The following is a 23,471-nucleotide window of genomic DNA, read 5'->3' as shown; positions in this document are numbered from 1 at the left end:
GTTAGCCACTGGAAACAGTGGTTTTTTAATTAGTGCTGATTATACTCATCACAACAAAACTAACACCCCTAAGCTATTGAGTATGGCTAATAAGCATCTATACCTTAGAAATGAAACTGGCAGAAATGATGGCTTCAATAAATCCAGGAACGTTCAATCCACTAGTAATGACGATCAAGAGTTAGAACCTTCGAGAACTCCAAGCCAAACGCAGCAAGATAGATTAAGGCGAGCGCATGCTATATTTTATACAGAAAGAAAACAAAGAAACGACCAAAGGCAAAGAAATCTCAATGTACCTGCGATTATAGATCTGGTTTTTATACGATTCTATAAAATATTTAATGACAGTTTAAAAAAGGAGTTTTATAAAAAGTATGGCTTGCTTGTGTCCTCCTATGAGGACTTTAACAAAAGTGTACTTTTTGAAATCGCGGATACCGAATTATTCAAAACCTTCATATCTCATGTTGAGTTATTTTATGATAGTCCACTTACTGAAACATACCAGGGGAAGGAGTATAATTTGATTGCCTTAATAAATGACTTTAAATTTTTTTCCAGTAAAAGAAGAATTAAATCGTATTCTACTGAAGTTTCCTCTCTCAGTCTTATCCCACCGCAAAATAGAGCCGCTAACGATATATATACATCACTATTAACTTATTTGAGAGATAGAGATAAGACAGTATACCAAACCGAAATAACGACAGAGATTATTGAAGTTCAAAATTTACGAAAAGAAGATATTGAAGAAATTGCAAATAATTTTGATATAGTTAAAACTGTCACAAGTACACGTACGGAAAGAAGAAGGCCTGGTGTATATGGGGAAGAACGAAGAGACTACGGATTTAATATCACCGTGGCAGAAAATTTGCCAGTGGTTGGTGTAATAGATACGGGTTTCTTTCCCATCGCGCCTCTTAGACCTTGCATTTCCCCTGTTTTAATTGATCTTACAAACACGGCTGCTTTAATTGACGATAGCGGGCACGGAACTGCGGTAGGTAGCTTAGTTGCCTTAGGACAAGAATTTTTAATTGAAATTAAAGAAAATTATGAGGCAAAAGCTAAACTTGCAATCATAAAAGCTATTCAAAATGACAATGATAATTTAAATATTATACAGCTCGTTGAGGCAATTAAAGCGGCTAATATTAGTCATGGAGTGAGGCTATTTAATTTATCGTTAAATGACCCAATGCCAAAGGGATATAATAAACCTTTTAGTGACTATGCTTATCTGCTTGATAAATTGGCCTTTGAAAGGGATTTATTGATTTTCATTTCAGTGGGGAATATTTCAGAACAAAGGCTTAGGGAATTAATAGAGGAAACTCACAACTCTCACGAATACCCAACTGTTTTTTATTCTTTAGACAATGGCAGTGAAATACATAGTTGTGAATCAACCAACATTTCGGAGCCATCTGAATCCTTGAATAATGTGTCTATTGGAGCGTTAGCCGGAAATCTCGAAGGAACTCTTAATTCTGATATCACACCGGCAGAGGAATTCCCCGCATATTACACACGAAAATTCCACTATGATTATGAACAATCTGTGAATGGATCAGAATTTCTACGATCTCAAAAAAACAAACATCTTAATAAACCAGATCTCGTATTTGAAGGAGGGGACTTGTTTCGACATGAGGCAGGGATGGAGGTTCTGCGGTCACCTATAGAACCCAACGGACAGAGATTTTTTTCAAGAAGTTGTGGTACAAGTTTGGCCGCCCCGTTAATCACTTCTTTAGCTGCACAGATATTGAAAGAATATCCAGTTTTTAGAACACAAACTGTAAAGGCGTTACTAATCAATTCAGCCGATGCTCCAGTTGGTACGTATACTAACCCACCTATACCATTCAGAGGCTTCCCAATAAATCTATTTAGGAAATTAACCGGTTTCGGGAGGCCCTATAGCAATGTACTTACGGCTACAGATGATAATTCAATAACATTTGTTATTGAAAGTGAGATTAAGCCTGAAGAGTTACAAACAATAATAATTTCATTGCCAGAATATATAAATAAGAGTGGCAATAAATTAAATTTCAAAGGTACTCTTTGTTATAGCTTTCTTCCTATTAGGGAAAATCATTTATCCTATTTACCGCTGCAAATAACCTTTGGGATATTTAAACCAATAGATGCAAGTGAAATGGGCAAAAAAGATGATAGGAGAAATAATAAAAAGGGGACGCAGACAGGAGATTACATAATAAAAAGTGGCATGAGTTGGTCTGATGATTTCTTTGGTGTAGATAATCGATTGTTTTCAAACGTTCAGCAAATAGATCATAATGTTTCAGGAGAACAGATCGCAGAGCTAGGTAATAAAGTTTCACTTGCAATAAGGTGTGTAGCAAAGAATGATATTCCAGAATCGCATAAAACCCATCTGGAGCAGTCACTGCATAAATTCTCTCTCGTTTTAACGATTACTGAATTACCCACGTCAAGAGCAAGTAACAGATTGTATTCAGATATTGCTGCTATAAATAATGTTGAGGCAATAGCAGATATTGAAGTTGAAGGGCACGCAACAGCGGAAATCGAATAGATTATCTATTTGTAGTAAAGAGGGGCTAAAACGATTAATGCATATAAAATGATTAAACTTGCTGAATCTTCATATCGTTGGGCAATTAAGCACCTATTAAAGGAAAATGACACCGATTTATTTCCTCGTCCATTTGAAATAACCATTATTCAGGAGATGGAGGATGAACTAATTAAGGAGCTAGCTGATCTGGATTTAACAAATTACCAGTGGAATGCTGCGCGACGTTTTCTCATTCCAAAGGATAATTTATCATATAGAAATGCTACACAGCTTCATCCCATAGATAGTATTGTTTTGGCTGCTATTCTTTATGAATATGGAAATTTAATTGAGAATAATAGACTGCCAGATAATATAGTTTTTAGCTACAGATTTAAGCCATTATCTGACGGAACTATGTATGCAAACAAAACAGCGTGGAACAATTTCTGGGAGGCTTGTCGAGATAAGATTTCAACTTTAGACGAGGAGGAAGGAAAGTATGAGCTAGATAGCTGCTATGAATATGTTGTCACCTGCGATATATCAGATTTCTACAACCAAATTTATTTACATACAATTGAAAATCAACTAAGGGACTGTGGGTTTCCAAATCAAGTGCAAAAAAGAATTGCGGAATTAATAAAGGTACTGAATTTATCAACATCCAGAGGTATTCCGATTGGTCCCCATAGTTCCCATATTTTGGCCGAAATGAGCCTGATTCCAGTTGACAATAATCTCAGTCTTCGAGGAATACCGTTTCTGCGATATGTTGATGATATGGTTTTTTTCTGTAAAAACGAGAAAGAGGCTAGGATCAGAATTTTGCAAATAGCGGACATACTGGATAAAGAGCAACGATTGGCCCTTCAAAGGCAGAAAACAAGAGAATTTAAGGTTAGGGAATTTTTTAAGTATACACGTAAGATGTTAGGAGATGAACCAGTTTATGAAGCTGAAAATGAAATTGTAGAGATAATAAGGAAATATACAGGAGGGAATGCATATACAAAGATAGTTCTTAGTGCAATTGATAATAAGGATTTAAGGCGAATATCGAAGGGAAAAGTTGTAGACTTGTTACAAGAGTATTTGGATGCAGAAAATTTTGAAAAGTTAAGGTGGTTATATAGGCGCTTATCACAAATAGGGATACCTCATGCAGTTGAATTTTCAATTGAAAATTTTCAAAATTTGATTCCGGCACTCAATGATATATGCTTATATATCAACTCTTGTGCAGAGAATTTTCAATCTGATTGGAAGAATATCGGAGGTAAGATACTTGAGCTTTTGGATGACGAAATTGTAAATAATAATCCATTCTATCAAATATCCTTACTTAATTTATTCGTTTATAACAATCGACTTAACCATATTGGTATATTGATAGATAAGTTTAAATCTGCTAACGAGGACGTTAAGAGAAAAATTTTGCTTTCAAGTATAAATTACAAGAATGCTGCTTGGATTAACCAGTTAAAAGAAGATCAAGTTAGATTTAGTGAATGGACAAGGCGAGCATATATAATTGCTACAAAATCTCTCCCTCCAGAGCAGAAGAAATTTTTGCACGGAAATATTCGAGAAACCTTGAATCAGAATCAGATTTTGGAACGTTTACTTCTTCAATGGGCAAAGTAGCCAATTCTTTTATTAAGCGAGGTATTCAACAGCAATAAATTTAGTAAATAGACGTTGATTTTTGATATGAATCTCACTCTTTGTGTAGAGTAAAATTTTTATCAATTTATAGATAGGCGCTAGGTCAAATCGGAACTATTACAATTTATCCTTTTTTTAACAAACTCTTCTTCTCCGAGGCAATTAAATTCTTCCAAATAGAAGTGCTAATCTTCGCTTTAATTGGAATAGTTTTACTATCTATTTTATTGAAAAGGCTACGTTTGATAGCAGTAATTAAGGTCTTTTGTATACTATAATAAGATAACCCTAAACAAGACTTAATTGCCGTTTTTGCAGAAATCTTATTATCAAATTCAAACTTTCCATTTTTAAGTGTTAGGGCTATAAGGGCTTCAATTTGCTGTTGATTGGGCAAGTCAAACTGAACACTTAAATCAAATCTTCTTAACAGAGCATTATCCAACATGTTTTTCTGATTAGTCGCCGCAATGACAATACTTGTCTGCGGTAAATAGTCAAAAAGTTGTAAGATAGTATTTACTACCCTTTTCATTTCTCCATGATCTTGGCTATAGTCCCTTACTTTTCCAAGAGAATCAAATTCATCGATAAAAATAACGCTATCTTCTGAAGCGGCCCTCTTGAATATTTTGGCAAGGTTTTTACTAGTTTCACCCAATTTGGATGAAACTATCGCTCCTAGATTTACAACAACCATCATTTTTTGTAGCTCTCCGGCGATAACATAGGAGGCTAGTGTTTTACCACATCCTGGAGGGCCATGCAACAAAATTTTATTAGCAACGGGCAAGTCAAATGAGCGCAACAATTCAATTTTATGATGTTCCTGTATGAAATAGCTAAGCTCATTTTTCACATCGTCGTTACAAATAAGGTTCTCAAATCTATAATCGGAGGTTATTTTCTCAATTATAAACTCGCTTACTTCTCGATCTTCTTCCTTAACTAAATATTTTGCAGAGCCGACTTGAGTTAAACCACTTACCTGTTGTTGCCTTATTGAATCTTTCAACAAGGATTGAAGCTGTAGGGCAAAATTAATTTTCTTGGTCTTCTTGGAATGCTCAATTAATTCATTAAGTGCAGACAATAGCTTTTCTTGGTCATTTTCTAACCCAAATTTTGCAATGTCCTTAATAAAGTTAAATTGGCTCATAATATTCCAGTTTCCAATAGAAATATATGCAAAATTAATGATTTTGCCATATCTTTGCACCTTTTTTTGCCCTATTTAATATTGAGGCTGCCCTTAATGTAGGCGCTATCCATTAACCGCTTTGTTTTTTTATCATGAGTATAGTATAGATAGTTCCATGCTTTCTTTATCCGATCATTTTCTAGCTGTCGTAGCTTTATTTCTTTTTGGTTATTGCTCCAATGAATGCTGAATTTATAAAAGCAAGTGATAAACAGCATAATTGCCAGCATAAGAAACCATCGTCCAAAAACCACTTTATAGAACAGCTTGGCATCCTGTTCCGGGAAAAGCAAAACTTGAAATTTACGAACTAAATTTTTGGGTTGAGAGGCTACTGCCAGCACAATATCCGCAATGCCTTTTCTAACAATCTCCTGAATAGGCTTTGTATCTACTGAAACATTTACCTGCTTGGGCGTATTCAGTTTTTCCTCAAAACTAGAAAGTTTGCCGGATAATCTGTTAACGGCTGTAACCAGGTCGTTAAGGGATTTGGTGCTAGATTTCTGTTCTTCGGCAAATTCTTCTAATACCAGTTCTAGAGTCTCCTTCTGTATGTTTTCAACTTTTCTTGTAGTATCCATAAATTTTTTTTAGTTAATGGCGCATGCGCTGCGCCAGTTCTTTCTTTCTCCGGCGTTTAATACCTTCCTCTGTTAATTCGTAAGGCAGGTAGTTTGAAGTATACTCTGGTTTTAAAAGCTGCTCTAACAGGTTGCCTAATTCCCGGATTACCGGAATAAATGGGGAACGTTTCATCTGCGCCGTTTCCCTTGTCTGCCGGAGTAATTTTTGAGCAGGAGTAAAGGAATGCTGCGTTATCCTTTTCTGCCGGATGGCCGTTTCATAAACTTCTTGTTTGGCTTTTGCAACTTCCAGCTTTTGTTTTACGCCGAGGACCTGCTCTATCTTTGCCAGTGAAAACCCAACTTCGCTGCCTTTTATTTTCACCTTCTTATCATCAATAAAAGAAATGCCCCGGCCTTTTATGACCTTATACCCCAACGCCTGCATTTTTTGTTCAAACACTTGATAATTGTGTACCTGCTCCAAAGTTTGACGAATATTTGTTTTCAGCCGTTCCTTCCGTATATCCTGCCGGGGCAATAGCCGTTCTTTGGCAGATAAAAAGGATCGGGGACTTAATACCTCTTGCAGCTTATACTGCTTTTCCAACCTTCGGCAAAGGGCAGCCATTCTTTTATAACTATTGCTGTCGCTGGCCACTTTCCCGTTAAAGCCTACCCGGTTTGCAACAACGTGAATATGCTGCTCTTGGGTATCTTTATGCAGGATGCAGATATATTGGTTATCCGCTACGCCAAATTCTTTGGCGCACTCCCGTCCAATTTCTATAAACTGATTTTTTGTAAGCGTTTCATTGGGGGCCAGCCGTAAGGAAAAATGAAATACCGGCTTTTCTACCCGCTTGCTTAATTTGGCAACGTCAATGAACTGGCTGGACAGTTCTTTTAAATTCCCGAAACATTTATTGTAGTCCAGTATTTCTGCCCGGTTCTTGTGCTGCAGGCTGTCTTTAAGGGAAAGTTGCAGCTTTTGTTCTTCGGATAGTTCCTTTTTATCTTGCAGGCAATAACGGATACATTCAAAAAAGGAACTTCCTGTACCTACATAACCGATCATTGGTAATAGCTTTTAATTTGTGATGCCAATGCCTTTAAATCTCCGGATTGTACTTTCAGATTAGCCCGTTCAAGCGGGCTTAGTTCTTCATTGCCGTTTCTCTTTTTGGCGATCTGGTTAAGGTTTGCCGCTACATGGTTGAGCGTGCCGGTTAGCTCTAAAACTTCTTTAGGCAATGCTTTTTCCCGCCTGTCAATTTTTCCGGTCTGCCCTATCTCGCATAGGTATTCCGAAACAGAAAGGTTAGCACTTTTGGCCCTTACCTCAATAACTCGCCTTTCATAAAGACTGCACTTTAGGGCTAGTAATTGATCTTTCTTTACCGCTTTTTGGGGGCGGCCTCCCTTTTTCTTGGTTTGTACATTCTGCTGCTTCATATCAACCTCCTCTTTATTTTTTGAATGCGATAGCATGAAAAAAATTTCTCACCGAATGCGGTAGCATGAGGTGAGCCAGCCGTTTTGGTTTTACCAAAACATAGCTGGCTACCCGAACGTCAAAGACGCTTCCCCATCCGTGGGCCTATGCTTTGGCTATGGTAGAGGTGAACAAGCCAGTCGTTTAAATCCTTGTGACCGTGGTAAAAATCACTACGGTCTATGTACTTGCTCGCATCCCATTCAAGCGCCAGCCGGGTACGGTTCCTGCCGGCATTATCTCTGTCCAAAATCAAATGAACCTGCTTGTATTGCTCCATCAATGGACGGCATTTTTCAAGGAAAGAAAGAGAATTGAGGACAAGACAGTTTGACAGTGGGGCCTGTTTATTGCTGTTGATGGTTTGTAAAGACAGGAAGCTAAAGAAGCCTTCAAAGACAGCAACCTGTTCTGTACGGTTGTCAATAAAAGTAATATCCTTGGGGGAGCTGCTGCCTTTAAAGTACTCGTTGCGCAGCTCATATCCCCCAGCTTTGTTTTGAAAACCGATAACGGTATGCTGCTTTCCGTACAAAAGAAAATCCACCTCCCGGCAAAACCGGGTGGCAATTTCAAGCGGGATACTTCTTTTTTGCAGGTAGTTCAGCAGGGACTGCTCGGCAAGGGGGCGGGTGTCCAGGACAACAATTTTATTGTCGGGGGTATCTTTCTTTTCACCAGCAAAAGAAGCCGCGCTCTGCCGCCGATCACCGGAGCCGGAGTGCGGGTGAAAAGAAAAAGCTGGGCCGGGGTGATACTGCGATAGGCGTTGCAGCAGGTCGCTGACCGAACAGTTAAAGTAAAGGGTTCCGAAGTCTATCAGGTCACCGCCTTTCCCGGTTCCTTGGTCAAACCAGACGTTCAGCCGACGGTTTACTTTAAAAGATGCCACTGTTTCTTCCCGGAGCGGGGATAAGTACCAATAGTCTTGGTTTCTCACCTTTTGGGGGTGGTGGCCCAATGAAGCCAGATATTCCACCATATCAATCTGCTTCGCCTCTGTACACATTAATTTTTTCATACACACGTTTTTCAGGTTCACAATCAGGTAGGCGCAATAGAAAACGACCTGCAAACAATTGGCTATCAAATAGCTATGTTTGCAAGCCGTCTTAAATCCATTAAAAATAAGTTCGAAATTTGTACAGGCAGGGCGACAAGAACAGATGGCAAAGACATTGAAAGGTCCGTAAAGCGTAAGTTTTACGGGCCTTTTTGATTTTGGTGGAGTATGACAAATGATCCGGCTGGAATTTTGTAATATTGCGCTGCCATGGAGAAATTTAGTTCGGCGAATTTTAAATTGGGTATCCTGGGCGGCGGACAGCTCGGGAAAATGCTGATCCAGTCAGCTATGGATTTTGGCATAGAGGTGCATGTACTGGACCCGGATGACCAGGCCTCCTGCAGCGCTTACTGTAAAAATTTCAAGGTCGGTTCCTTTGTCAGTTATGAAGATGTATACGCCTTCGGGAAGGGCCTGGACCTGCTCACGATCGAGATCGAGCATGTGAACGTGGAAGCCCTGAAAAAGCTTCGCGGGGAAGGAGTGCAGGTATTTCCCCAGCCGGAGCTGATCGAGCTGATCCAGGACAAAGGCTTGCAGAAAGACTTTTTTGCCGCCCACCGGATCCCGACCGCGCCCTATATAAAGATCACAAACCGGCAGGAACTGGAGCAGCATGCTGAGCGGTTCCCGGCGGTGCAAAAATTGCGTAAATCGGGATACGACGGGAAGGGAGTGTACAAGATCGGCAGCAGGGACGACCTGCCGCGGGCGTTCAATGCGCCCAGCATCCTGGAAGACCAGGTAGATGTTGAAAAAGAGCTGGCCGTTTTGGTAGCCCGTAATGAAGACGGGCAAACGGTTACCTACGATGTCGTGGAAATGCGGTTCAACGCAGCAGCCAATCTCGTGGAACTGTTATCTGCCCCTGCGCAGATCTCCGGGGAAATGGCACAGGAGGCACGCAGGATCGCGGTAGACGTGATCGAAAAGCTTGGGCTGGTCGGCATACTGGCCGTGGAGATGTTTGTGGCCAAAGACGGGAAGCTGCTGGTGAATGAGCTCGCGCCCCGGCCTCATAACAGCGGTCACCATACCATCGAAGCCTGTGTAACCTCGCAATACGAACAGCATTTGAGAGCCATCCTTAACCTGCCCCTGGGAGACACGCATATGTATTCCAACGCAGTTATGGTCAACCTGCTGGGAGCCACGGGATACACGGGCGATGCCCGGTATGACGGGTTTAAAAATATAGCAGGCATCCAGGGGGCGCATATTCATTTATACAGCAAGAAAAAGACGAAGCCTTTCCGGAAAATGGGCCATGTAACCGTGCTGGACGACGATCTGCAGAAAGCACTGGAAAAAGCCCGTTCCATCCAGGAACAATTTAAAATCATAGCCTAATGAGTCAAGTAGGAATCATCATGGGCAGCCAGTCCGATCTGAAAGTAATGGGCAGCGCTGCGGAATACCTGGAAGAGCTCGGGATCTCCTGCGAAGTTACCGTCGTTTCCGCCCACCGTACTCCCGAACGGATGTATGATTACGCACGCACTGCCCGCGAGCGCGGGTTGAAAGTGATCATTGCAGGCGCCGGGGGAGCCGCCCACCTTCCCGGCATGGTCGCCTCCATGACCACCCTTCCCGTCATCGGCGTGCCTGTAAAATCCTCCAACTCCATTGACGGCTGGGACTCGGTATTATCCATCCTGCAGATGCCCGCAGGCGTGCCCGTAGCCACCGTGGCCCTGAACGGCGCCGCCAATGCCGGCATCCTGGCAGCCGAAATAATCGGCGCCTTCGACCCGGAAGTTGCCACGCGGCTGCAAGCCTTCAAAGAATCCCTGAAACAGAAAGTATTGGACTCCGCCGAAAAGATCGAGAAAGAAGGGTATAAGAACTCGATCTGATTTTCCGCTTGGAAAATGGAAAGATCAATAGCGCGCCTTAACATTTCCAGCAAGGATTTATCTCCTGCTAAAACAGCTTCCTTTAAAAGTTGCTTCAGCTTTTTATCATGCGGTCTCTATTGCGGTGCTTATTTCGCTCATTTTTGTGGCTTTTATTTTACGGCTGCGGGAACGGATAAAATACCTGTTAACAGGTACCTGGAAATACAGGTAAACCGGTATTGATCACCGTATTCATTGAAACTAACTTTGCCGGAAAATATGTTCTGACCCATGAACACAGCGAATAAAACCCACCGGAGACGCATTTTCCCGGCCTTAGCGTTCCTGCTGCTGTGCAGCTTTAATGCCAGCGCACAATATGTAGAACCGGAAAGAGATGATACGATCAGGTTGATGCCCAAAACCCCCTTTGATACTATATCTGCAAAACAGGCCCTGATGAAGGGGAAGGCTACGATCAAAGGAGTAGCCTTTACAAAACCTAAAACTGCTTTTGGGTACAAAGCCCCTTTGGAAAAACGTATTTACGCCAATAAGATAAAGGTGATTTTATTTCCGTATTCTCCCTATTGGGAAGAGTATCTCGGATTGAAGAAGAAAGTAAATCCCAAAAAGCTGAAGTTCGCCTTCATACACCCGGATGCCTGGAAATACAGGCTGGAAGCCATTACCAACAGTGACGGTGAATTTACGTTCCCCAACATGAAACCCGGGAAATATTACATTGAGGGCGTGTTAAACTGGAGTTCGGGCGCTTATTACGACCAGTATACGGGAAGCGGGTACGGTAGTTATGGCAACACGACCAATTATTACGAACGCAAATATTATAATGTAGGCCACGCCGACCTGCTGCAAAAAATTGTGGAAGTCACTGCAGAGGATGAAGTGGTAAAGATAAAATTGAAATAGACCCTGTTCCGGGGGCGCAGGAAAAGTCCGCAGACATAGCGTCTGCGGACTTTTTTTAATGACTAATTCGCAAAATAATTCCGCAACGCGCCGCTGTTTTCTCCATAGTTCCAGCGTACCTGGTCGGCCTTTCCATCCCCGTTGATGTCCGCGAAATAGAATCGGGTGTTGGCGCTTTGGGAAGTGCCTCGCAGGCTGTAAACAGGACCGCTGAAAGTATTTGAATTGGAAGAGTAGTATACTTTGGGCTCGCCTAAATAATTACCGGGGTTCCAGTAGATCTTGTCCGCCCGGCCATCGCCATTGATATCGGCAAAATGAAAGGCGGTGCTGGACAACCCGCTGGTGGCGCCGGAATTGCTGAAGGAAGAGGAGGCGCTGAAAGTGCCGTCACCATCAGACAGGTATACCATGGTCTTGCCGGAATTGAGCGAGGGATGCCATAATATCTTATCCGCTTTGCCATCGCCGTTTACATCCTCATAATAAAAAGTGGTGCCTGCCGTGGTGCTGGCCCCTTCTGCTCCTGAAACAACACTGCCGCTAAAGCTGCCACCGGATGTGGCCAGGTACACCCGCGTATGGCCATTGTCAAAGGTGGAGTTCCAGTAGATTTTATCCGCTTTGCCATCGCCGTTCACATCCGCAAAGTTGAAAATGGTAGTGGTGCCCTGGCTGGTGCCTTCGGGGTTATCTACCGGCGTAGCGCTGAAGTTGCCGCCGCTGGTAGCCAGGAATACGCGGGTGTGCCCGGAGTACAGGGTGCGGTCCCACATAATTTCATCGGCCTTGCCATCGCCGTTTACATCGGCGTAGTAATATTGGGTAGTAGATAGTGTGGAAGCGCCTGCGGCATGGGTAACGGCCGGAGTGGCAAAGGTACCGTCGCCGTTGGAAAGGAATACCCTGGGCTTGCCGTTGTCATAGGTACGGTTCCAGTAGATCTTGTCTTTTTTCCCATCGCCGTCTACGTCGGCGAAGGAAAAGCTGGTCAGCGAGCTGGCGCTTTTCCCGTTCTCATCGATATGAGGCCCGCCGAATACGGCAGTGGTATAAGTGGCTATTACCGGCCAGTGGTCAGAAGGCCATAACGTTTGGCCACCCACGTTGAAACTGGTGGTAAGTACTTTGGAGCTGGTAAAAGCCATGTCCCGCGTGCTCATGATATAGTCGATCTTGCTTACGCCGGCAGCCTCCCAGCGGTGGAAGGTGGGATCGCCGGCGCCTTCAAACAGGGCGTCTACCATGCTCAGGCCGTTTTTCAGTTTGTTGATCTCCGGGGTGCCGGGTTTGGCATTGAAGTCGCCCATGCAGATCACCGGCAGGTGCTGCGTGTTGTTGGTGTTAATGGCGTCCAGCACCGTATCCGCATTCATGCTTCTTTCTGCAGAGCTGACGGTGGTCCAGTGGCTGTTGCACACAAAATAGTTGTTGCCGGTAACCTTGTCCTGCAGCACCACCCATTTCCCCGTGCGGTAGTCCGGGGTGCGCATGGTAAACCAGCCTGCATTGGTGCGGGTAAACCGGGAATTTTTGTAATAAATGGTCTTGGGAGAGCCGTTGGAAGCCCCGGAGGAGTAATAGCCGTAGCCCGCTGCCGTGAGCTGTGCATTGAAATAATCCTCTATCGCATTGACGGCTATTTCCTGGATGCCCAGGATGTCCACATCATTGTCGAGGATCACCTGCAGGATGTAGCTTTTCCTTTCATCCTGTGAAAAGGGATCATCGTCGGAGTGGTTGCGAACGTTAAAGGACATGACCTTGAACGTGTTCAGCTCAGGCACGGTGGCGATGGCGGCAGAAGCTGTCAGCGCCCTTTCGGTAGCTGGTTCGTTGGCGGGTTTCATTTCCTTCCGGCAGGCGGCCAGGAACAGGGCCGCCACCAGGAAGAAAGGGAGTGGCATAGTAGCTATGCCACGCTGGGTTGAGTTTGGTTTTCTCATGTTGAATATAGGTTAATTGGTATAGTGCTTTTTAGAGAATTTTGGGATGCTAAATAAAAGATAAATAAATTTAAGTGTTTTTTAAGTTAAAAAAAGAGTATTAAACAAATAGATAAAGATTATTTAACAAACAAGCGGCCCGCTTCATATGATCATATGAAGCGGGCCGCTTATAAGAAGTGAATACCGGGAAGGAGCGGTTACTTAAAAATCAACCGTGTTATTTCCCAGCCAGGTGGTATCCGTCAGCCGGATGTCAACGCCTACATTACCGGTATCGCCGGTTAATGGCGGCAGGGTAACATTCACCGTGGTCAGGGAGTTTCTTTTGGGCGAGATCACTTTGCTGCCCAATACCTGGGTGCTGCCATCGGGCTTTTCCCAGGTCAGTGTTAAAGGGATCTGCTCCCAGGAGTAAAGTGAGTCGCTCCAGCGGTAGGTATCAGCGGTATAAATACTGAAACTGCTGTCGGTAATATTTTGTGGTGTGAAGCTGCGGGCTTTCATCAAATAATTATAATCTGCTATCAGCCTGCCGCCATTAAAGTTGGTCACATTATACCGGATGCCGAAGCTGACCCTTTTTAATGGGATGTTCAGTATGACAGCGGAATCCCCGGCATTATAGCCGGCAGTGCCAAAATAAGTATCCAGCTCGGAATAGTAAAACCTCTCTTTTACTGCATTGTCATACCAGGTTCCACGCACGGTCATATTGGATAAAGTATCCAGGAAGCTGTGAGAGAGTGCATCAATAGAACCAGGAACGGTAGAATAGGACATTTCGTTTTTCAGCGGCCGGTCCAGTGGTCGCTCGAAATACTGGTAGCCGCCTGCCACTGTGGTCCACCACAGGCCAACGCCGGTACCTCTTTTGAATGCAGCCACACTGATAGTATAGTAGGTGCCTTTGGGCACTTCTATTACGATATTATCCGGCCAGTTAAAAACGCCGGCTGCATAAGGCTCCCAGTTGCCGGTACGTACGTCTACCGCATAAATAGTGCTGTCTTCCAGGGTCCGGGCATATACATAGTTGCCATTATTACGTATACGGGCGCCGGGCAATGGCGTTTCATCTATAGTGATGTCACCGCTTAAACGGAGCTGCAGCTTTACTTTCTCAGCAGTAGCTGGTTCGGGTGCGGGAGCAGATGCGGGTGTATCCGATTTTTTACAGGCGTACAAGGTTACAACCGCAGCCAGTATATAAATAGCCAGTGAATATTTTTTGCTTGTGTTCATAAAGTACAGAGGTGAAGGGTTATTAGAAATCAACGGTGTTGCTGCTGGTCCAGGTAGTGTCGCTAAGGGTGATACTTACACCATTATTAACGGTGGAGGGATCGGTAGGCAGCGTTACATTTACGGTAGTTATATAGTTCCTTTTGAAAGCAGGCAATGTCTTACTGCCTAATGTATACACGTTGCCATCGGTTCTTTCCCATTTCAGGGTCAAGATATCATTCGCGCCGTTAAGTTCTTCTATCCAGCGGAAGGCATTGCCTGTATAAATGCCCAGGCTGTTGCTGATGTCCTGTGGTGTATAGGACCTGTTGGGCAGATAATTTTCGTATTGAACGATTAACTTTCCGTCATTAAAATTCACTACGTTGAATTGAAGGCCAAAAACGATCCTTTTCAGCGGGATGTCTAGCGTTTGGGCGGAGTCCGGGCTGAAGTTAACGGTACCCATGTAGCTGTCCAGTTCGGGGAAATACCCTGCATAAGCATTTGTGGAATCACTGGCGAACACCTGTGTATAATCCAGGTTAGCCATGAAAAAGCTATCCGTAACATTATACACCATCTTGTTTTCCAGCGTACGGTTAAACGGATATCCGAAGCGCTGCAATCCGCCGGTCATTTCATACCATAGCCCGTGACCGCTTCCTTTTTTAAAAGCGGCAGCGGTAATGATATAGTCCAACCCTTTGGTCAGCTCCAGCGTAATGCTGTCCGTGTTGTTGAACATACCGGCGGCATAGGGCCGGGAGTCGGCTGTGCGTACATCTATTGCATAGATCGTACTGTCCCTTAAAGTCCTGGCATATACGTATTGACCATGTTGCCGCCCATAGGGCAATGGAGACTCGCCGACAGAAATGTCGCCACCCAGACGGAGGTGTACGATCGTCTTTTCAGCGGCTGCCGGAGACGGGGCCGGAACAGGGGCTGGGGCGATGTCGGCTTTTTTGCTGCAGGAGTTCAGTAAAGCTGCGGTTGCCAGGCAACAAACAACTAAGAACGATTGTCGTTTCATTGGTACAGGAGTGTGTTTTTACGGGTTAAGAAAGTGCCAAAAGTAATAGGTCCCGGTCAACAAAACAACAGGTTTCCATCCAGGGCAAGCCCCTGCTCATTTGTTTCGCAGGCATGCGCTATTAGGTGAAGCACAAACAGGCAGGTTGGGGAACGAATTACAAAAAACACCACCCTTGCCGGCCGCAAAAGAAGCCAGCAAAGGTCTGGAATGCTCAGCACGACTACTGATTCATGGTGGAGATGTGAATAGAGGAAGGCCTTACGGCGGCTACATTACTGAACGTGTTTGTTGACTACTTTGGCCAGCTCAAACATGGATATCTGGTTCTTGCCATCAAAAACCGGTTTCAGTTTGCTGTCCGCATTGATCATCCGCCTGTTCTGCTTGTCTTGCAGGTCATGCTCCTTGATGTAGTCCCATATCTTTTTGATGATGGACGTTCTTGGCATAGCCTTGTTACCTACTACGCTCGCCAGTTCCGCACTGGGCGTAACGGGGGTGGAAAGACCTGATCCTGTTTTGCCCGTTGCTTTTTTAGCGGCCGCTTTTTTGGGCGCTGCTTTTTTAGCTGCGGCTTTCTTTGCCGGTTGTTTGGTAGCTGGCTTGGTTGCTTTTTTTGCTGTTTTTGCCATTTACTTATATTTTGATCAATGAATTAATAATTAATAGCTTAAATTATGCCAAACCGGTATTTTACCCCTGGAGATTATAAAAGCTATCCGGTCTTTAACATAACCGGGTAAACCGGAATTTGTTCAGTTAAAAATAATTTTAACAGGCCCTTTTTGCTGCTGACATAAGGTTGTCACTACCCCGGCGTTGCTTTGTATTGTCAACAATATTTCACCTAATCTCAAACCCGTTAACAATGACAAACAACACCACCCCGGCAACAGCGCCCGCCCTCGTTATTACGCCCGAAGCCCTGCTGCAGCACTGGCAGGGGCATCGCCAGCTCACCCGCCGCGTGATAGCAGCTTTCCCGGAAAACGAGCTCTTCCGGTTCTCCCTGGGCGGCATGCGCCCCTTCTCTGAAATGGCGGTGGAAATGATGGACCTGGCCAGTGCCGGGATAGAAGGCGTGGTAACAGGCCAGTGGCAGCCCATCAGCGACCTGGACCATGCCAAAGAAAAGCAGGACGGATTTACAAAAGAAGCCCTGCTGCAGCGATGGGACACAGTAACCGCGCAGATAGACGCCCGCTGGCCGGAGATAGCGCCGCACCGTTTCCAGGAAGTGGAGCTGGCTTTCGGCCAGTATGAAGGACCGCTTTATTCCATCATGTTGTATTGGGTAGATAATGAAGTGCACCACCGCGGACAGGGATACGTATACCTGCGCGCGCTGGGCATTGAGCCGCCTCCTTTTTGGGACCGGTACTAGCAGGCCCCGCAGCGCCGGTACCGTTCAGGTGTTGAAAATATGCGTATCCAGGAAAGCGTTCCGGAACTTGCCCTCCGGATCGTAATCCTGCAGCAGTTGCCGGAAGTCCGGCAGCCGCTTGTACAGCGCCGCCAGCCGCCCGGGGGGGATCGTGAACAATTTACCCCAGTGCGGCCGTACATCAAAAGGCGCCAGTGCTGCTTCTATCCGGGGCAGCACTTTGCCTACGGCAGGCCAGTCCTGTTTCCAGGTAAAGTGTATGGCCATGCCGGGCTGCTGGTAGCAGGGGCTCATCCACTGCTGGTCTGCATCTATGGTACGGATCTCTGAAATAAAAAGATGGGGCGCTATGTGATCGCGCAGGCCGTCAATAGCTTGCAGGGCCGCAAACCCTTTGTCACGGGGAACAAAATACTCAGATTGTAGTTCTTCTCCGCTACTGGGCGTAAAGTTCATCCGGAAGTGTGGCAGGCGTTCATGCCAGGGACCGGGTACGCCCATTTGTTCCGTACAGTTTTCCGCGGAAAGCGCCGCTATCGGGTGCAGGGGCCGGGTAGCCGGCGTAGCCCCGAAAAAGTCCTGCGGCAGATCCGCCGTGCTGCCCGCTTCCACCCGGCGTTTCAGCCATACCTGGTTAAATACGCCGTTCTGCCAGTCGGTGAACAGGCTTACACTGTAGCCGGCGGAAAAGATATCCTCAAAATGATTGGCCAGTTGCGCCAGCGGCAAGCCTTCATAAAGGTCCTGCCGGACCAGGAAGGCCGGTTGTATGTCCAGTGTTACTTTGGTGACCACCCCCAGGCCGCCCAAATGCACAATGGCGCCGTTAAACAGGTCCCCGTCTTTTTCTCGGGACAGGGTTACCAGGTCTCCTTTCGCAGTTACCATTTCCAGGGCGGATACCACCGTGCCCAGGTTCCCGTTCCGGTTGCCCGAGCCATGGGTAGCCGTGGCGCAGGCCCCGGCTACCGAGATATGCGGGAGCGAAGCCAGGTTATGCAATGCCCGGCCCTGTTCCTGCAGGTACGGGCATAGCTGCCCGTAATTCACGCCGGCTTCCACCGTAACGGTGCGGGCATTTTTATCCAGGGCGGTTATTTGTTGCAGTTGCTGCAGTGATACGAGGTTTTCTGTAGAATCAGCAATAGGGTTGAAGCAATGCCGTGTACCCAATACCTTTACTTTCCGGAGGTCTTTTACCAACTGCTGTACTTCCGCTACCGATGCGGGATGATGAAGCCTGTTGGTGCTGTAGGTGTAATTGCCTGCCCAGTTCTTAAGTTTATTGTCTTGCATGAAACGGATCATAGGAGAAAACGCAGTGCCGGTCACTAACACAGAAGACAGCTTAATGAAAGTTCTTTTTTCCATGTTGCGATGACTTTCCGGTCAAGTTACAACTTTTCAGCATTTTCCCTACTTTGCTGCTATGGAGCATCAACAGTCATTAAAGGAAGTGGCAAAGGTGTTTTTCAAACTTGGCTGCATTGGTTTTGGCGGCCCGGCCGTGCATATTGCCATGATGGAAACGGAAGTGGTCAGCAAGCGCGGGTGGATGTCAAAGGAACATTTCCTGGACCTGGTGGGCGCTACCAGCCTGATACCGGGGCCCAATTCCACGGAGATGACCATGCATTGCGGCTATGAGCAGGCAGGCTGGAAAGGATTGATCGTAGCAGGCGCCTGCTTCATATTGCCGGCAGTGCTTATTACCGCCGCATTTGCATGGGCTTACCAGCAGTACGGAGCGTTGCCGGAGGTAGCGCCGTTCATCTACGGCATCAAACCGGCTATTATCGCTGTGATCGTGGCGCTGATGATCTCCCTGGGCAGGAGGGCCCTTAAAACCGTGGAGCTGGGGGTAATAGGCGCGATAGCGGCAGCGCTGGTGCTGTATGGTGTAAACGAGATCTACGTACTGTTCGGAGCAGGGCTGGCGGGCATCCTGTTGCAGGTGGCCCGGCAGGGGAAGTCGGCGTTGAACAGCGTGACGCCGCTGGTGCTGGTGAGCGGCTGGAAGCTGTTCTGGATATTCCTGAAGACCGGCGCTATCTTATACGGCAGCGGCTACGTGCTGTTTGCCTTCCTGGATGCCCAACTGGTAAGTACCGGGCTGCTGACCAAACAGCAACTGGTGGATGCCATTGCAGTAGGGCAGTTTACGCCAGGCCCGGTTTTTTCATCGGCTACCTTCATCGGCTGGCAGATTGCCGGCTGGCCGGGCGCGATAGCGGCTACTACCGGCATCTTCCTTCCCTCCTTCCTGTTCGTTGCTTTTCTCAACCCGCTGATCCCCCGGCTGCGGCGGTCAAAGATATTGTCTGTATTCCTGGACACGGTGAACATGGCTGCCATTGCCATTATACTGGCTGTTTGCGTGGAAATGGGCCGGGTGGCCATCACCGACTGGAGGACCACCCTGATAGCCCTGGCCGGCTTTGCCGCCATCCTGCTGTTCCCGCGGCTGAATACAGCGTTCATTGTGCTGGGTGGCGCGCTGTCCGGGTACCTGCTTTCTTTCCTGTAAACCGTTAAATGTAACTTAACCACTGCTTGTCCCGGTGGTTCCTTTTGTAGGTATCATACCATTTGCATAAAGGATACAGGCTGATCACCACGGCTATCCACAACAGATATACGATGTCCAGGCTAAAGCCATATCCCTGTAGCTGCGGGCTGGCGGTCACCCAGGTATCCAGCACCATGTCCGAAGGCCGGAAGCCGGTCAGGACGGCCGCAATAACAGCCAGCCCGTGTATGTAGGCAATGTGCACAATATAAAAGAACATGGGCACCCGGCCGATGGTGACCAGCTTTCCCGTCAGCGCGTTCAGCGGCCTTTCCGCAAAGGCCAGGAAAAGGAAGGATGGCCCCAGTGTCATCAGGGTGTATAAAAGGGAAGGCGGGTACTTGGTGGTGTTCAGGAAGGACAGCAGGCTGAAAACCGGGTTTCGCTGCACGGCCCATGGCGCGGGATCGCCATATACGTTAACAGAGCGCAGCAGCACAAACAGCAGCACTGCGCCCAGTCCCAGGTACAGCAGTATGCTGTGCCTTTTGGCAGGATCGTAACCGGGTACGTACAGGCTGCCAAAGCAGTAGCCCGCCGTCATAATGCCGATCCAGGGCAGGATGGGATAGCCTACAAACAGCCCGGTGCCGCCAATGGTGAAGAAGCGCTGCTCATGCAGGAAAGCCCAGAAAATGGCGGCGCCGTCCGCTCCCGGCACATGCACGTTATCCAGCAGGTTATGTCCCGCTATCAGCAAAATGGCCGTCAGCAGGATGATGTTGCGGGGCAGCCAGATCAGCCCGGCCAGGGCGATCATGCTTACGCCCAGGGCCCAGATCACCTGTACCAGGAATACGTCGTAGCTGAGGTTGAAGGTCCATTCCAGCGTAATAATGAAAAACTCCAGGAGCACCAGCCAGGCGCCCCTGCTGAGCAGGAACAGGGTCAGCTCCTTTTTGCTTTTCTTCACCCCGTTCAGGAATGCGGAAGTGCCTGCCAGGAAGGCGAACACCGGCGCGCAGAAATGCGTGATCCAGCGGGTGAAGAACAGGAAAACGCTGGTCTGCGAAAGATCGGTAGGATCATACAGGTAAGCATCCCCGTGGAAATAATCCCGCACATGGTCCAGCGCCATAATGATGATAACGATGCCCCGCAGGAGGTCAATAGATGTAATACGCTTACTTTTAATGGCCGTTGTAGGCAAGGCCATAGTGATGGTAGACATGATTCAGGTATTTAGAAGGCAGTGAAATAACGCAGATCCAGAGAAGTATAGTGGTCGCAAGATACAAAAAAAGACCATTTGAGGTGTAAGTTCCGGGCCCCTGTTGCAACTAATGGGATAACAGCACCGATGCATACAAAATCAGCAAGCATGGACGATCAGCAACTACTGGCCATTATCCGGCAGCACCAGCCTATGTTATATAAAATATGCCGCCTGTACCGGGATACCCGCGAAGACCGGGAAGATCTTTTCCAGGAGATCGTGTACCAGGTCTGGAAGGCGTACCCAGCCTACCGGGCGGAGGCAAAAGTTTCGTCCTGGATATACCGTATTGCGCTGAACACGGCGCTGGCAGCTTTCCGCAAAAGAGCGCCCCCGGTCATTTACCGGGACAGCCTGCCGGAACAGGCGGCCGACCCGGAAGATGCCCGGCAGGAGCTGCAGGAACAACTCTTTGCCGCACTGAAGCAGTTGAGCGATGCAGACAGGGCCCTCATGGCCCTTTACCTGGAAGACCTCAGCTACCAGGAGATAGCCGCCATTACCGGTATCGCGGAAAATTACGTAGGCGTGAAGCTGCACCGGATCAGGAACAGGATCAAAACACTTTTAAAATTATAATGTTATGGAACAAGATGCTTTAAAATCCGCCTGGCAGCAGGCAGGCAGCCGGCCGGGAGCAATGCAGCACATTCCCGCTGCCGGCAGATCATTCCCTCCCGCATTGAAAGCTATCCGGCGGCAACTGCTGGTGGAGAGCCTGGGATATGCGGCTTTCCTGCTGATGTATTATGACTTTTTTGACGGCCGGGAAAAGCCCTTTTACCTGAACGCGCTGCTGGTGCTGTGCATTTCGCTGATGCTGCTGCACAACATTGCCGGTTACCTGCTGATCAAAAACCCGGTGAAAGCAGGCAACCTGAAACAGTCCCTTACGCTGTACCTGCAGCGTGTCCGGCAGTTTTCCGTGGTGTCGCTGCTATCCCGCCTGCTGGGTATTAGCGGGCTGCTGCTCTTCTTCCTCGCCCAGATCACCTGGAGCGCCACGAAATACTGGATACTGGCTGGTGTACTGCTTTTCCTGGGCATACAGCTATTTTCGCTGTACCGGGTATGGTCCGGCAGGATCGGCCAGATCAGCAGCATTGTAAAGGACCTGGATGCAGCATAATGGTCAGCGGCCGGGAATAAGGCTCATGTCTGCCCGGTAGGCCAGCGTTTCGGAGCTGATGGCATGGATGGTCTTTAGCTTGGATGCGGCTTCCAGTTGCAGCAGCGTGGCCTGCAGCGCTTCGCTCCGGCCATAGGCGGCAAAGTTATCAAAGCCCAGCAGCAGGATCAGCCGGTTAATATCGCCGCCATCCACCACCTGGAACACCCCGAAGTTCCGGAGCGGCTGCATCCTGGAACGTAACTGTGCGATCAGCCGGATGCCGTTGTTAATATCTGATACCTCCAGCGTGAGCATCCGTAAATACTTTGCAGTAAAGCTGCTGCTGTCCGTCATGCACAGCTCCTTTATGCGGGCGGCTTTGAACACCGTTTTTACTTCAGCGAACGGGTGTACATGCAGCGCATTATCCGCCCGGTCGCCGGCAGGATCTACAGCATGGTCAAAATCGCTCCAGTCATGGTCAAAAGTAGCATCCACAAAGGTGCCGTACCGGGGGCCGGAAATAATGAACCAGCCATACCAGGCCCAGGGGTCCTGTTTGTCTTTGTGCCACAGCAGGTGCTGCCGGTAGCCTGTTTCAAATGCCTGGCTGCCGCCGGCCCCGGGCTCCCACACGGCAAACTGCGCAATGTGCTGCTGCGCCAGCAGGGAATGGGACAACAGCACTAAGAGGAAGGTGAGTCTTTTCATCTGCTTTTTTCCTGCAAACATACGGGGCTGCTCCTCCCGGGAATTGTAAAAAAATGAACTGCGCTACATGGCGGTAAAATGCCCGCTGATGTAATGGGCGTCACTGAAGAATGTGCCGGGAGATTTGCCGGTAAAGGCCCTGAATAGCTTGATGAGGTGGGACTGGTCGTAGAACTCCGCTTCGTAGGTGCAGGCGGTGAGGCTTTTGAACGCGTGCTGTTTTTTATGGTGAATGAAATGGTTCAGCTTCACGATGTTGCACAGGGTCTTGGGCGTAATGCCGGCAAACTTCTTGAAGGAATTGTCCAGGTGCCTGCCGGAGATGCCTGCGGCGCGTACCAGGGCATCCACTTTTACATGGCCTTTCTGCTGCAGGATGGCGGCTACGGAAGCATGCACATAACGGAAGCTGTCCGGTGGCTGCAGCGCGGCGATCCTTGCATACAGCATATTTTCCAGCCGGGAAAAAGTACTGGGTGCATGTTCCGTAATGCAGGAACGGAGCCGGTCCGCAGCCGGTATGTCTGCCAGGGGTAGCAGGTGGTCCGTAATGGTGGTGGCCGGAAAGTCAAACAGCAGCGCCAGCGTATGCGGGTAAAACCGGATGCCGTACAACACGGCGCCAGGGCTCAGTTGCAGGGAGTAGCTGCGCAGGGTTTGCCCCGCAAAGAAGGCCTCCGGCTCCGGCGCCCAGTATTGATGTTCGGTTTTCCGGCTGCCACTGCGGGCCTGCAGGTGAAAGATGATCTCGTGGTGCCCGTCCGGTATAATATCTTCTTCATATGGCTGGCCAGGTGCGGCGTTTACCTCCAGGCGCCAGAATGATTTTACGAACGGGTGTAGTTTTTCGGGAACATATGTTTGCACCGCAATCATGCGGCAAAAATACTAAAACCCGGGGAGGATCGCTCCCCGGGTGCAGGTACAGGCGTTGGGTCCGGTTAGCA

22 protein-coding genes are annotated in these 23,471 nt (G+C 47.4%); 9 read left to right on the top strand and 13 right to left on the bottom strand.

Features of this window, described 5'->3' with window-relative positions; all coding sequences use genetic code 11:
- The first annotated feature begins 82 nt into the window (after window positions 1–82).
- Window positions 83–2,572 carry a S8 family peptidase gene (locus LX66_RS02495; protein ID WP_145710312.1) on the top strand — a complete coding sequence of 830 codons (2,490 nt, stop codon included), beginning with the start codon at window positions 83–85 and terminating at the stop codon, window positions 2,570–2,572.
- 48 nt (window positions 2,573–2,620) lie between these two features.
- A complete protein-coding gene (locus LX66_RS02490) occupies window positions 2,621–4,201 on the top strand; it encodes an RNA-directed DNA polymerase (protein WP_145710311.1) in 1,581 nt (526 codons plus the stop codon).
- A 145-nt stretch (window positions 4,202–4,346) separates the two neighbouring features.
- Here the strand turns inward: LX66_RS02490 and LX66_RS02485 are convergent, their stop codons facing one another.
- From LX66_RS02485 to LX66_RS02465, 5 genes are all read right to left on the bottom strand, one after another.
- Window positions 4,347–5,381, bottom strand: coding sequence for an AAA family ATPase (locus LX66_RS02485; protein ID WP_145710310.1), 1,035 nt, complete (start codon window positions 5,379–5,381; stop codon window positions 4,347–4,349).
- A 71-nt stretch (window positions 5,382–5,452) separates the two neighbouring features.
- A complete protein-coding gene (locus tag LX66_RS02480; RefSeq protein WP_145710309.1) occupies window positions 5,453–6,007 on the bottom strand; it encodes a hypothetical protein in 555 nt (184 codons plus the stop codon).
- A 13-nt stretch (window positions 6,008–6,020) separates the two neighbouring features.
- A complete protein-coding gene (locus LX66_RS02475; protein ID WP_145710308.1) occupies window positions 6,021–7,067 on the bottom strand; it encodes a relaxase/mobilization nuclease domain-containing protein in 1,047 nt (348 codons plus the stop codon).
- Window positions 7,064–7,444 carry a plasmid mobilization protein gene (locus LX66_RS02470; RefSeq protein WP_145710307.1) on the bottom strand — a complete coding sequence of 127 codons (381 nt, stop codon included), beginning with the start codon at window positions 7,442–7,444 and terminating at the stop codon, window positions 7,064–7,066. Before LX66_RS02470 ends, LX66_RS02475 begins: the two co-directional genes overlap by 4 nt.
- Window positions 7,445–7,563: 119 nt before the next feature.
- The gene (locus LX66_RS02465) at window positions 7,564–8,505 is read right to left on the bottom strand and encodes a toprim domain-containing protein (RefSeq protein ID WP_145710306.1); all 942 of its coding nucleotides are present in this window, start codon (window positions 8,503–8,505) and stop codon (window positions 7,564–7,566) included.
- Window positions 8,506–8,757: 252 nt separating this feature from the next.
- Between LX66_RS02465 and LX66_RS02460 the strand changes: the two genes are divergently transcribed.
- The 3 genes from LX66_RS02460 (at window position 8,758) to LX66_RS02450 (ending at window position 11,321) form a co-directional block, all read left to right on the top strand.
- The gene (locus LX66_RS02460) at window positions 8,758–9,900 is read left to right on the top strand and encodes a 5-(carboxyamino)imidazole ribonucleotide synthase (RefSeq protein WP_145710305.1); all 1,143 of its coding nucleotides are present in this window, start codon (window positions 8,758–8,760) and stop codon (window positions 9,898–9,900) included.
- Entirely contained in the window at window positions 9,900–10,406 is a 507-nt protein-coding gene (purE, locus tag LX66_RS02455) for a 5-(carboxyamino)imidazole ribonucleotide mutase (protein ID WP_145710304.1), read from the top strand. Before LX66_RS02460 ends, purE begins: the two co-directional genes overlap by 1 nt.
- 273 nt (window positions 10,407–10,679) lie before the next feature.
- Window positions 10,680–11,321 carry a carboxypeptidase-like regulatory domain-containing protein gene (locus LX66_RS02450; RefSeq protein ID WP_145710303.1) on the top strand — a complete coding sequence of 214 codons (642 nt, stop codon included), beginning with the start codon at window positions 10,680–10,682 and terminating at the stop codon, window positions 11,319–11,321.
- A 62-nt stretch (window positions 11,322–11,383) separates the two neighbouring features.
- On the opposite strand, the gene LX66_RS02445 is transcribed toward LX66_RS02450, so the two are convergent.
- The 4 genes from LX66_RS02445 to LX66_RS02430 all read right to left on the bottom strand — a co-directional run bounded on the left by LX66_RS02445 (window position 11,384) and on the right by LX66_RS02430 (window position 16,165).
- The gene (locus tag LX66_RS02445) at window positions 11,384–13,267 is read right to left on the bottom strand and encodes an FG-GAP-like repeat-containing protein (RefSeq protein ID WP_244620264.1); all 1,884 of its coding nucleotides are present in this window, start codon (window positions 13,265–13,267) and stop codon (window positions 11,384–11,386) included.
- Between the two features lie 204 nt (window positions 13,268–13,471).
- On the bottom strand, window positions 13,472–14,512 hold the full coding sequence (locus LX66_RS02440) for a hypothetical protein (protein ID WP_145710302.1): 1,041 nt from the start codon (window positions 14,510–14,512) through the stop codon (window positions 13,472–13,474).
- Between the two features lie 22 nt (window positions 14,513–14,534).
- The gene (locus LX66_RS02435; RefSeq protein ID WP_145710301.1) at window positions 14,535–15,530 is read right to left on the bottom strand and encodes a hypothetical protein; all 996 of its coding nucleotides are present in this window, start codon (window positions 15,528–15,530) and stop codon (window positions 14,535–14,537) included.
- Window positions 15,531–15,805: 275 nt separating this feature from the next.
- Window positions 15,806–16,165: an SWIB/MDM2 domain-containing protein gene (locus tag LX66_RS02430; RefSeq protein ID WP_145710300.1), complete on the bottom strand. Its 360-nt coding sequence runs from the start codon at window positions 16,163–16,165 to the stop codon at window positions 15,806–15,808.
- Between the two features lie 236 nt (window positions 16,166–16,401).
- Here LX66_RS02430 and LX66_RS02425 point away from each other — a divergent pair, with 236 nt between their 5' ends.
- Window positions 16,402–16,917: a DinB family protein gene (locus LX66_RS02425; RefSeq protein WP_145710299.1), complete on the top strand. Its 516-nt coding sequence runs from the start codon at window positions 16,402–16,404 to the stop codon at window positions 16,915–16,917.
- A 24-nt stretch (window positions 16,918–16,941) separates the two neighbouring features.
- Here the strand turns inward: LX66_RS02425 and LX66_RS02420 are convergent, their stop codons facing one another.
- Window positions 16,942–18,213, bottom strand: coding sequence for an FAD-binding protein (locus tag LX66_RS02420; RefSeq protein WP_158642510.1), 1,272 nt, complete (start codon window positions 18,211–18,213; stop codon window positions 16,942–16,944).
- A gap of 133 nt (window positions 18,214–18,346) precedes the next feature.
- Between LX66_RS02420 and chrA the strand changes: the two genes are divergently transcribed.
- On the top strand, window positions 18,347–19,444 hold the full coding sequence (gene chrA, locus LX66_RS02415) for a chromate efflux transporter (RefSeq protein WP_145710297.1): 1,098 nt from the start codon (window positions 18,347–18,349) through the stop codon (window positions 19,442–19,444).
- Between the two features lie 4 nt (window positions 19,445–19,448).
- Here the strand turns inward: chrA and LX66_RS02410 are convergent, their stop codons facing one another.
- Complete coding sequence (locus LX66_RS02410; RefSeq protein WP_244620263.1) at window positions 19,449–20,657, bottom strand: DUF1624 domain-containing protein; 1,209 nt, start codon at window positions 20,655–20,657, stop codon at window positions 19,449–19,451.
- A gap of 150 nt (window positions 20,658–20,807) precedes the next feature.
- On the opposite strand from LX66_RS02410, the gene LX66_RS02405 reads away from it, so the two are divergent.
- The gene (locus tag LX66_RS02405; protein ID WP_145710296.1) at window positions 20,808–21,281 is read left to right on the top strand and encodes an RNA polymerase sigma factor; all 474 of its coding nucleotides are present in this window, start codon (window positions 20,808–20,810) and stop codon (window positions 21,279–21,281) included.
- A gap of 4 nt (window positions 21,282–21,285) precedes the next feature.
- Window positions 21,286–21,831, top strand: a complete 546-nt coding sequence (locus tag LX66_RS02400; RefSeq protein WP_145710295.1) for a hypothetical protein — start codon at window positions 21,286–21,288, stop codon at window positions 21,829–21,831.
- Window positions 21,832–21,834: 3 nt separating this feature from the next.
- Here the strand turns inward: LX66_RS02400 and LX66_RS02395 are convergent, their stop codons facing one another.
- Together LX66_RS02395 and LX66_RS02390 are read right to left on the bottom strand one after the other, a co-directional pair.
- The gene (locus LX66_RS02395) at window positions 21,835–22,524 is read right to left on the bottom strand and encodes a hypothetical protein (RefSeq protein WP_145710294.1); all 690 of its coding nucleotides are present in this window, start codon (window positions 22,522–22,524) and stop codon (window positions 21,835–21,837) included.
- 63 nt (window positions 22,525–22,587) lie between these two features.
- Window positions 22,588–23,400 carry an AraC family transcriptional regulator gene (locus LX66_RS02390; protein ID WP_145710293.1) on the bottom strand — a complete coding sequence of 271 codons (813 nt, stop codon included), beginning with the start codon at window positions 23,398–23,400 and terminating at the stop codon, window positions 22,588–22,590.
- Window positions 23,401–23,471: the final 71 nt, after the last annotated feature.

The organism is Chitinophaga japonensis, assembly GCF_007830125.1.
Taxonomy (GTDB): Bacteria; Bacteroidota; Bacteroidia; order Chitinophagales; family Chitinophagaceae; genus Chitinophaga; species Chitinophaga japonensis.
This window is presented reverse-complemented; position numbering and strand designations above follow the sequence as displayed.

Coding starts and splice junctions, on each gene's coding strand:
- LX66_RS02495 (WP_145710312.1), top strand. CDS start 83: ATGGCTAATAAGCATCTATACCTTAGAAATGAAACTGGCAGAAATGAT.
- LX66_RS02490 (WP_145710311.1), top strand. CDS start 2,621: ATGATTAAACTTGCTGAATCTTCATATCGTTGGGCAATTAAGCACCTA.
- LX66_RS02485 (WP_145710310.1), bottom strand. CDS start 5,381: ATGAGCCAATTTAACTTTATTAAGGACATTGCAAAATTTGGGTTAGAA.
- LX66_RS02480 (WP_145710309.1), bottom strand. CDS start 6,007: ATGGATACTACAAGAAAAGTTGAAAACATACAGAAGGAGACTCTAGAA.
- LX66_RS02475 (WP_145710308.1), bottom strand. CDS start 7,067: ATGATCGGTTATGTAGGTACAGGAAGTTCCTTTTTTGAATGTATCCGT.
- LX66_RS02470 (WP_145710307.1), bottom strand. CDS start 7,444: ATGAAGCAGCAGAATGTACAAACCAAGAAAAAGGGAGGCCGCCCCCAA.
- LX66_RS02465 (WP_145710306.1), bottom strand. CDS start 8,505: ATGAAAAAATTAATGTGTACAGAGGCGAAGCAGATTGATATGGTGGAA.
- LX66_RS02460 (WP_145710305.1), top strand. CDS start 8,758: ATGGAGAAATTTAGTTCGGCGAATTTTAAATTGGGTATCCTGGGCGGC.
- purE (WP_145710304.1), top strand. CDS start 9,900: ATGAGTCAAGTAGGAATCATCATGGGCAGCCAGTCCGATCTGAAAGTA.
- LX66_RS02450 (WP_145710303.1), top strand. CDS start 10,680: ATGAACACAGCGAATAAAACCCACCGGAGACGCATTTTCCCGGCCTTA.
- LX66_RS02445 (WP_244620264.1), bottom strand. CDS start 13,267: ATGAGAAAACCAAACTCAACCCAGCGTGGCATAGCTACTATGCCACTC.
- LX66_RS02440 (WP_145710302.1), bottom strand. CDS start 14,512: ATGAACACAAGCAAAAAATATTCACTGGCTATTTATATACTGGCTGCG.
- LX66_RS02435 (WP_145710301.1), bottom strand. CDS start 15,530: ATGAAACGACAATCGTTCTTAGTTGTTTGTTGCCTGGCAACCGCAGCT.
- LX66_RS02430 (WP_145710300.1), bottom strand. CDS start 16,165: ATGGCAAAAACAGCAAAAAAAGCAACCAAGCCAGCTACCAAACAACCG.
- LX66_RS02425 (WP_145710299.1), top strand. CDS start 16,402: ATGACAAACAACACCACCCCGGCAACAGCGCCCGCCCTCGTTATTACG.
- LX66_RS02420 (WP_158642510.1), bottom strand. CDS start 18,213: ATGCAAGACAATAAACTTAAGAACTGGGCAGGCAATTACACCTACAGC.
- chrA (WP_145710297.1), top strand. CDS start 18,347: ATGGAGCATCAACAGTCATTAAAGGAAGTGGCAAAGGTGTTTTTCAAA.
- LX66_RS02410 (WP_244620263.1), bottom strand. CDS start 20,657: ATGTCTACCATCACTATGGCCTTGCCTACAACGGCCATTAAAAGTAAG.
- LX66_RS02405 (WP_145710296.1), top strand. CDS start 20,808: ATGGACGATCAGCAACTACTGGCCATTATCCGGCAGCACCAGCCTATG.
- LX66_RS02400 (WP_145710295.1), top strand. CDS start 21,286: ATGGAACAAGATGCTTTAAAATCCGCCTGGCAGCAGGCAGGCAGCCGG.
- LX66_RS02395 (WP_145710294.1), bottom strand. CDS start 22,524: ATGAAAAGACTCACCTTCCTCTTAGTGCTGTTGTCCCATTCCCTGCTG.
- LX66_RS02390 (WP_145710293.1), bottom strand. CDS start 23,400: ATGATTGCGGTGCAAACATATGTTCCCGAAAAACTACACCCGTTCGTA.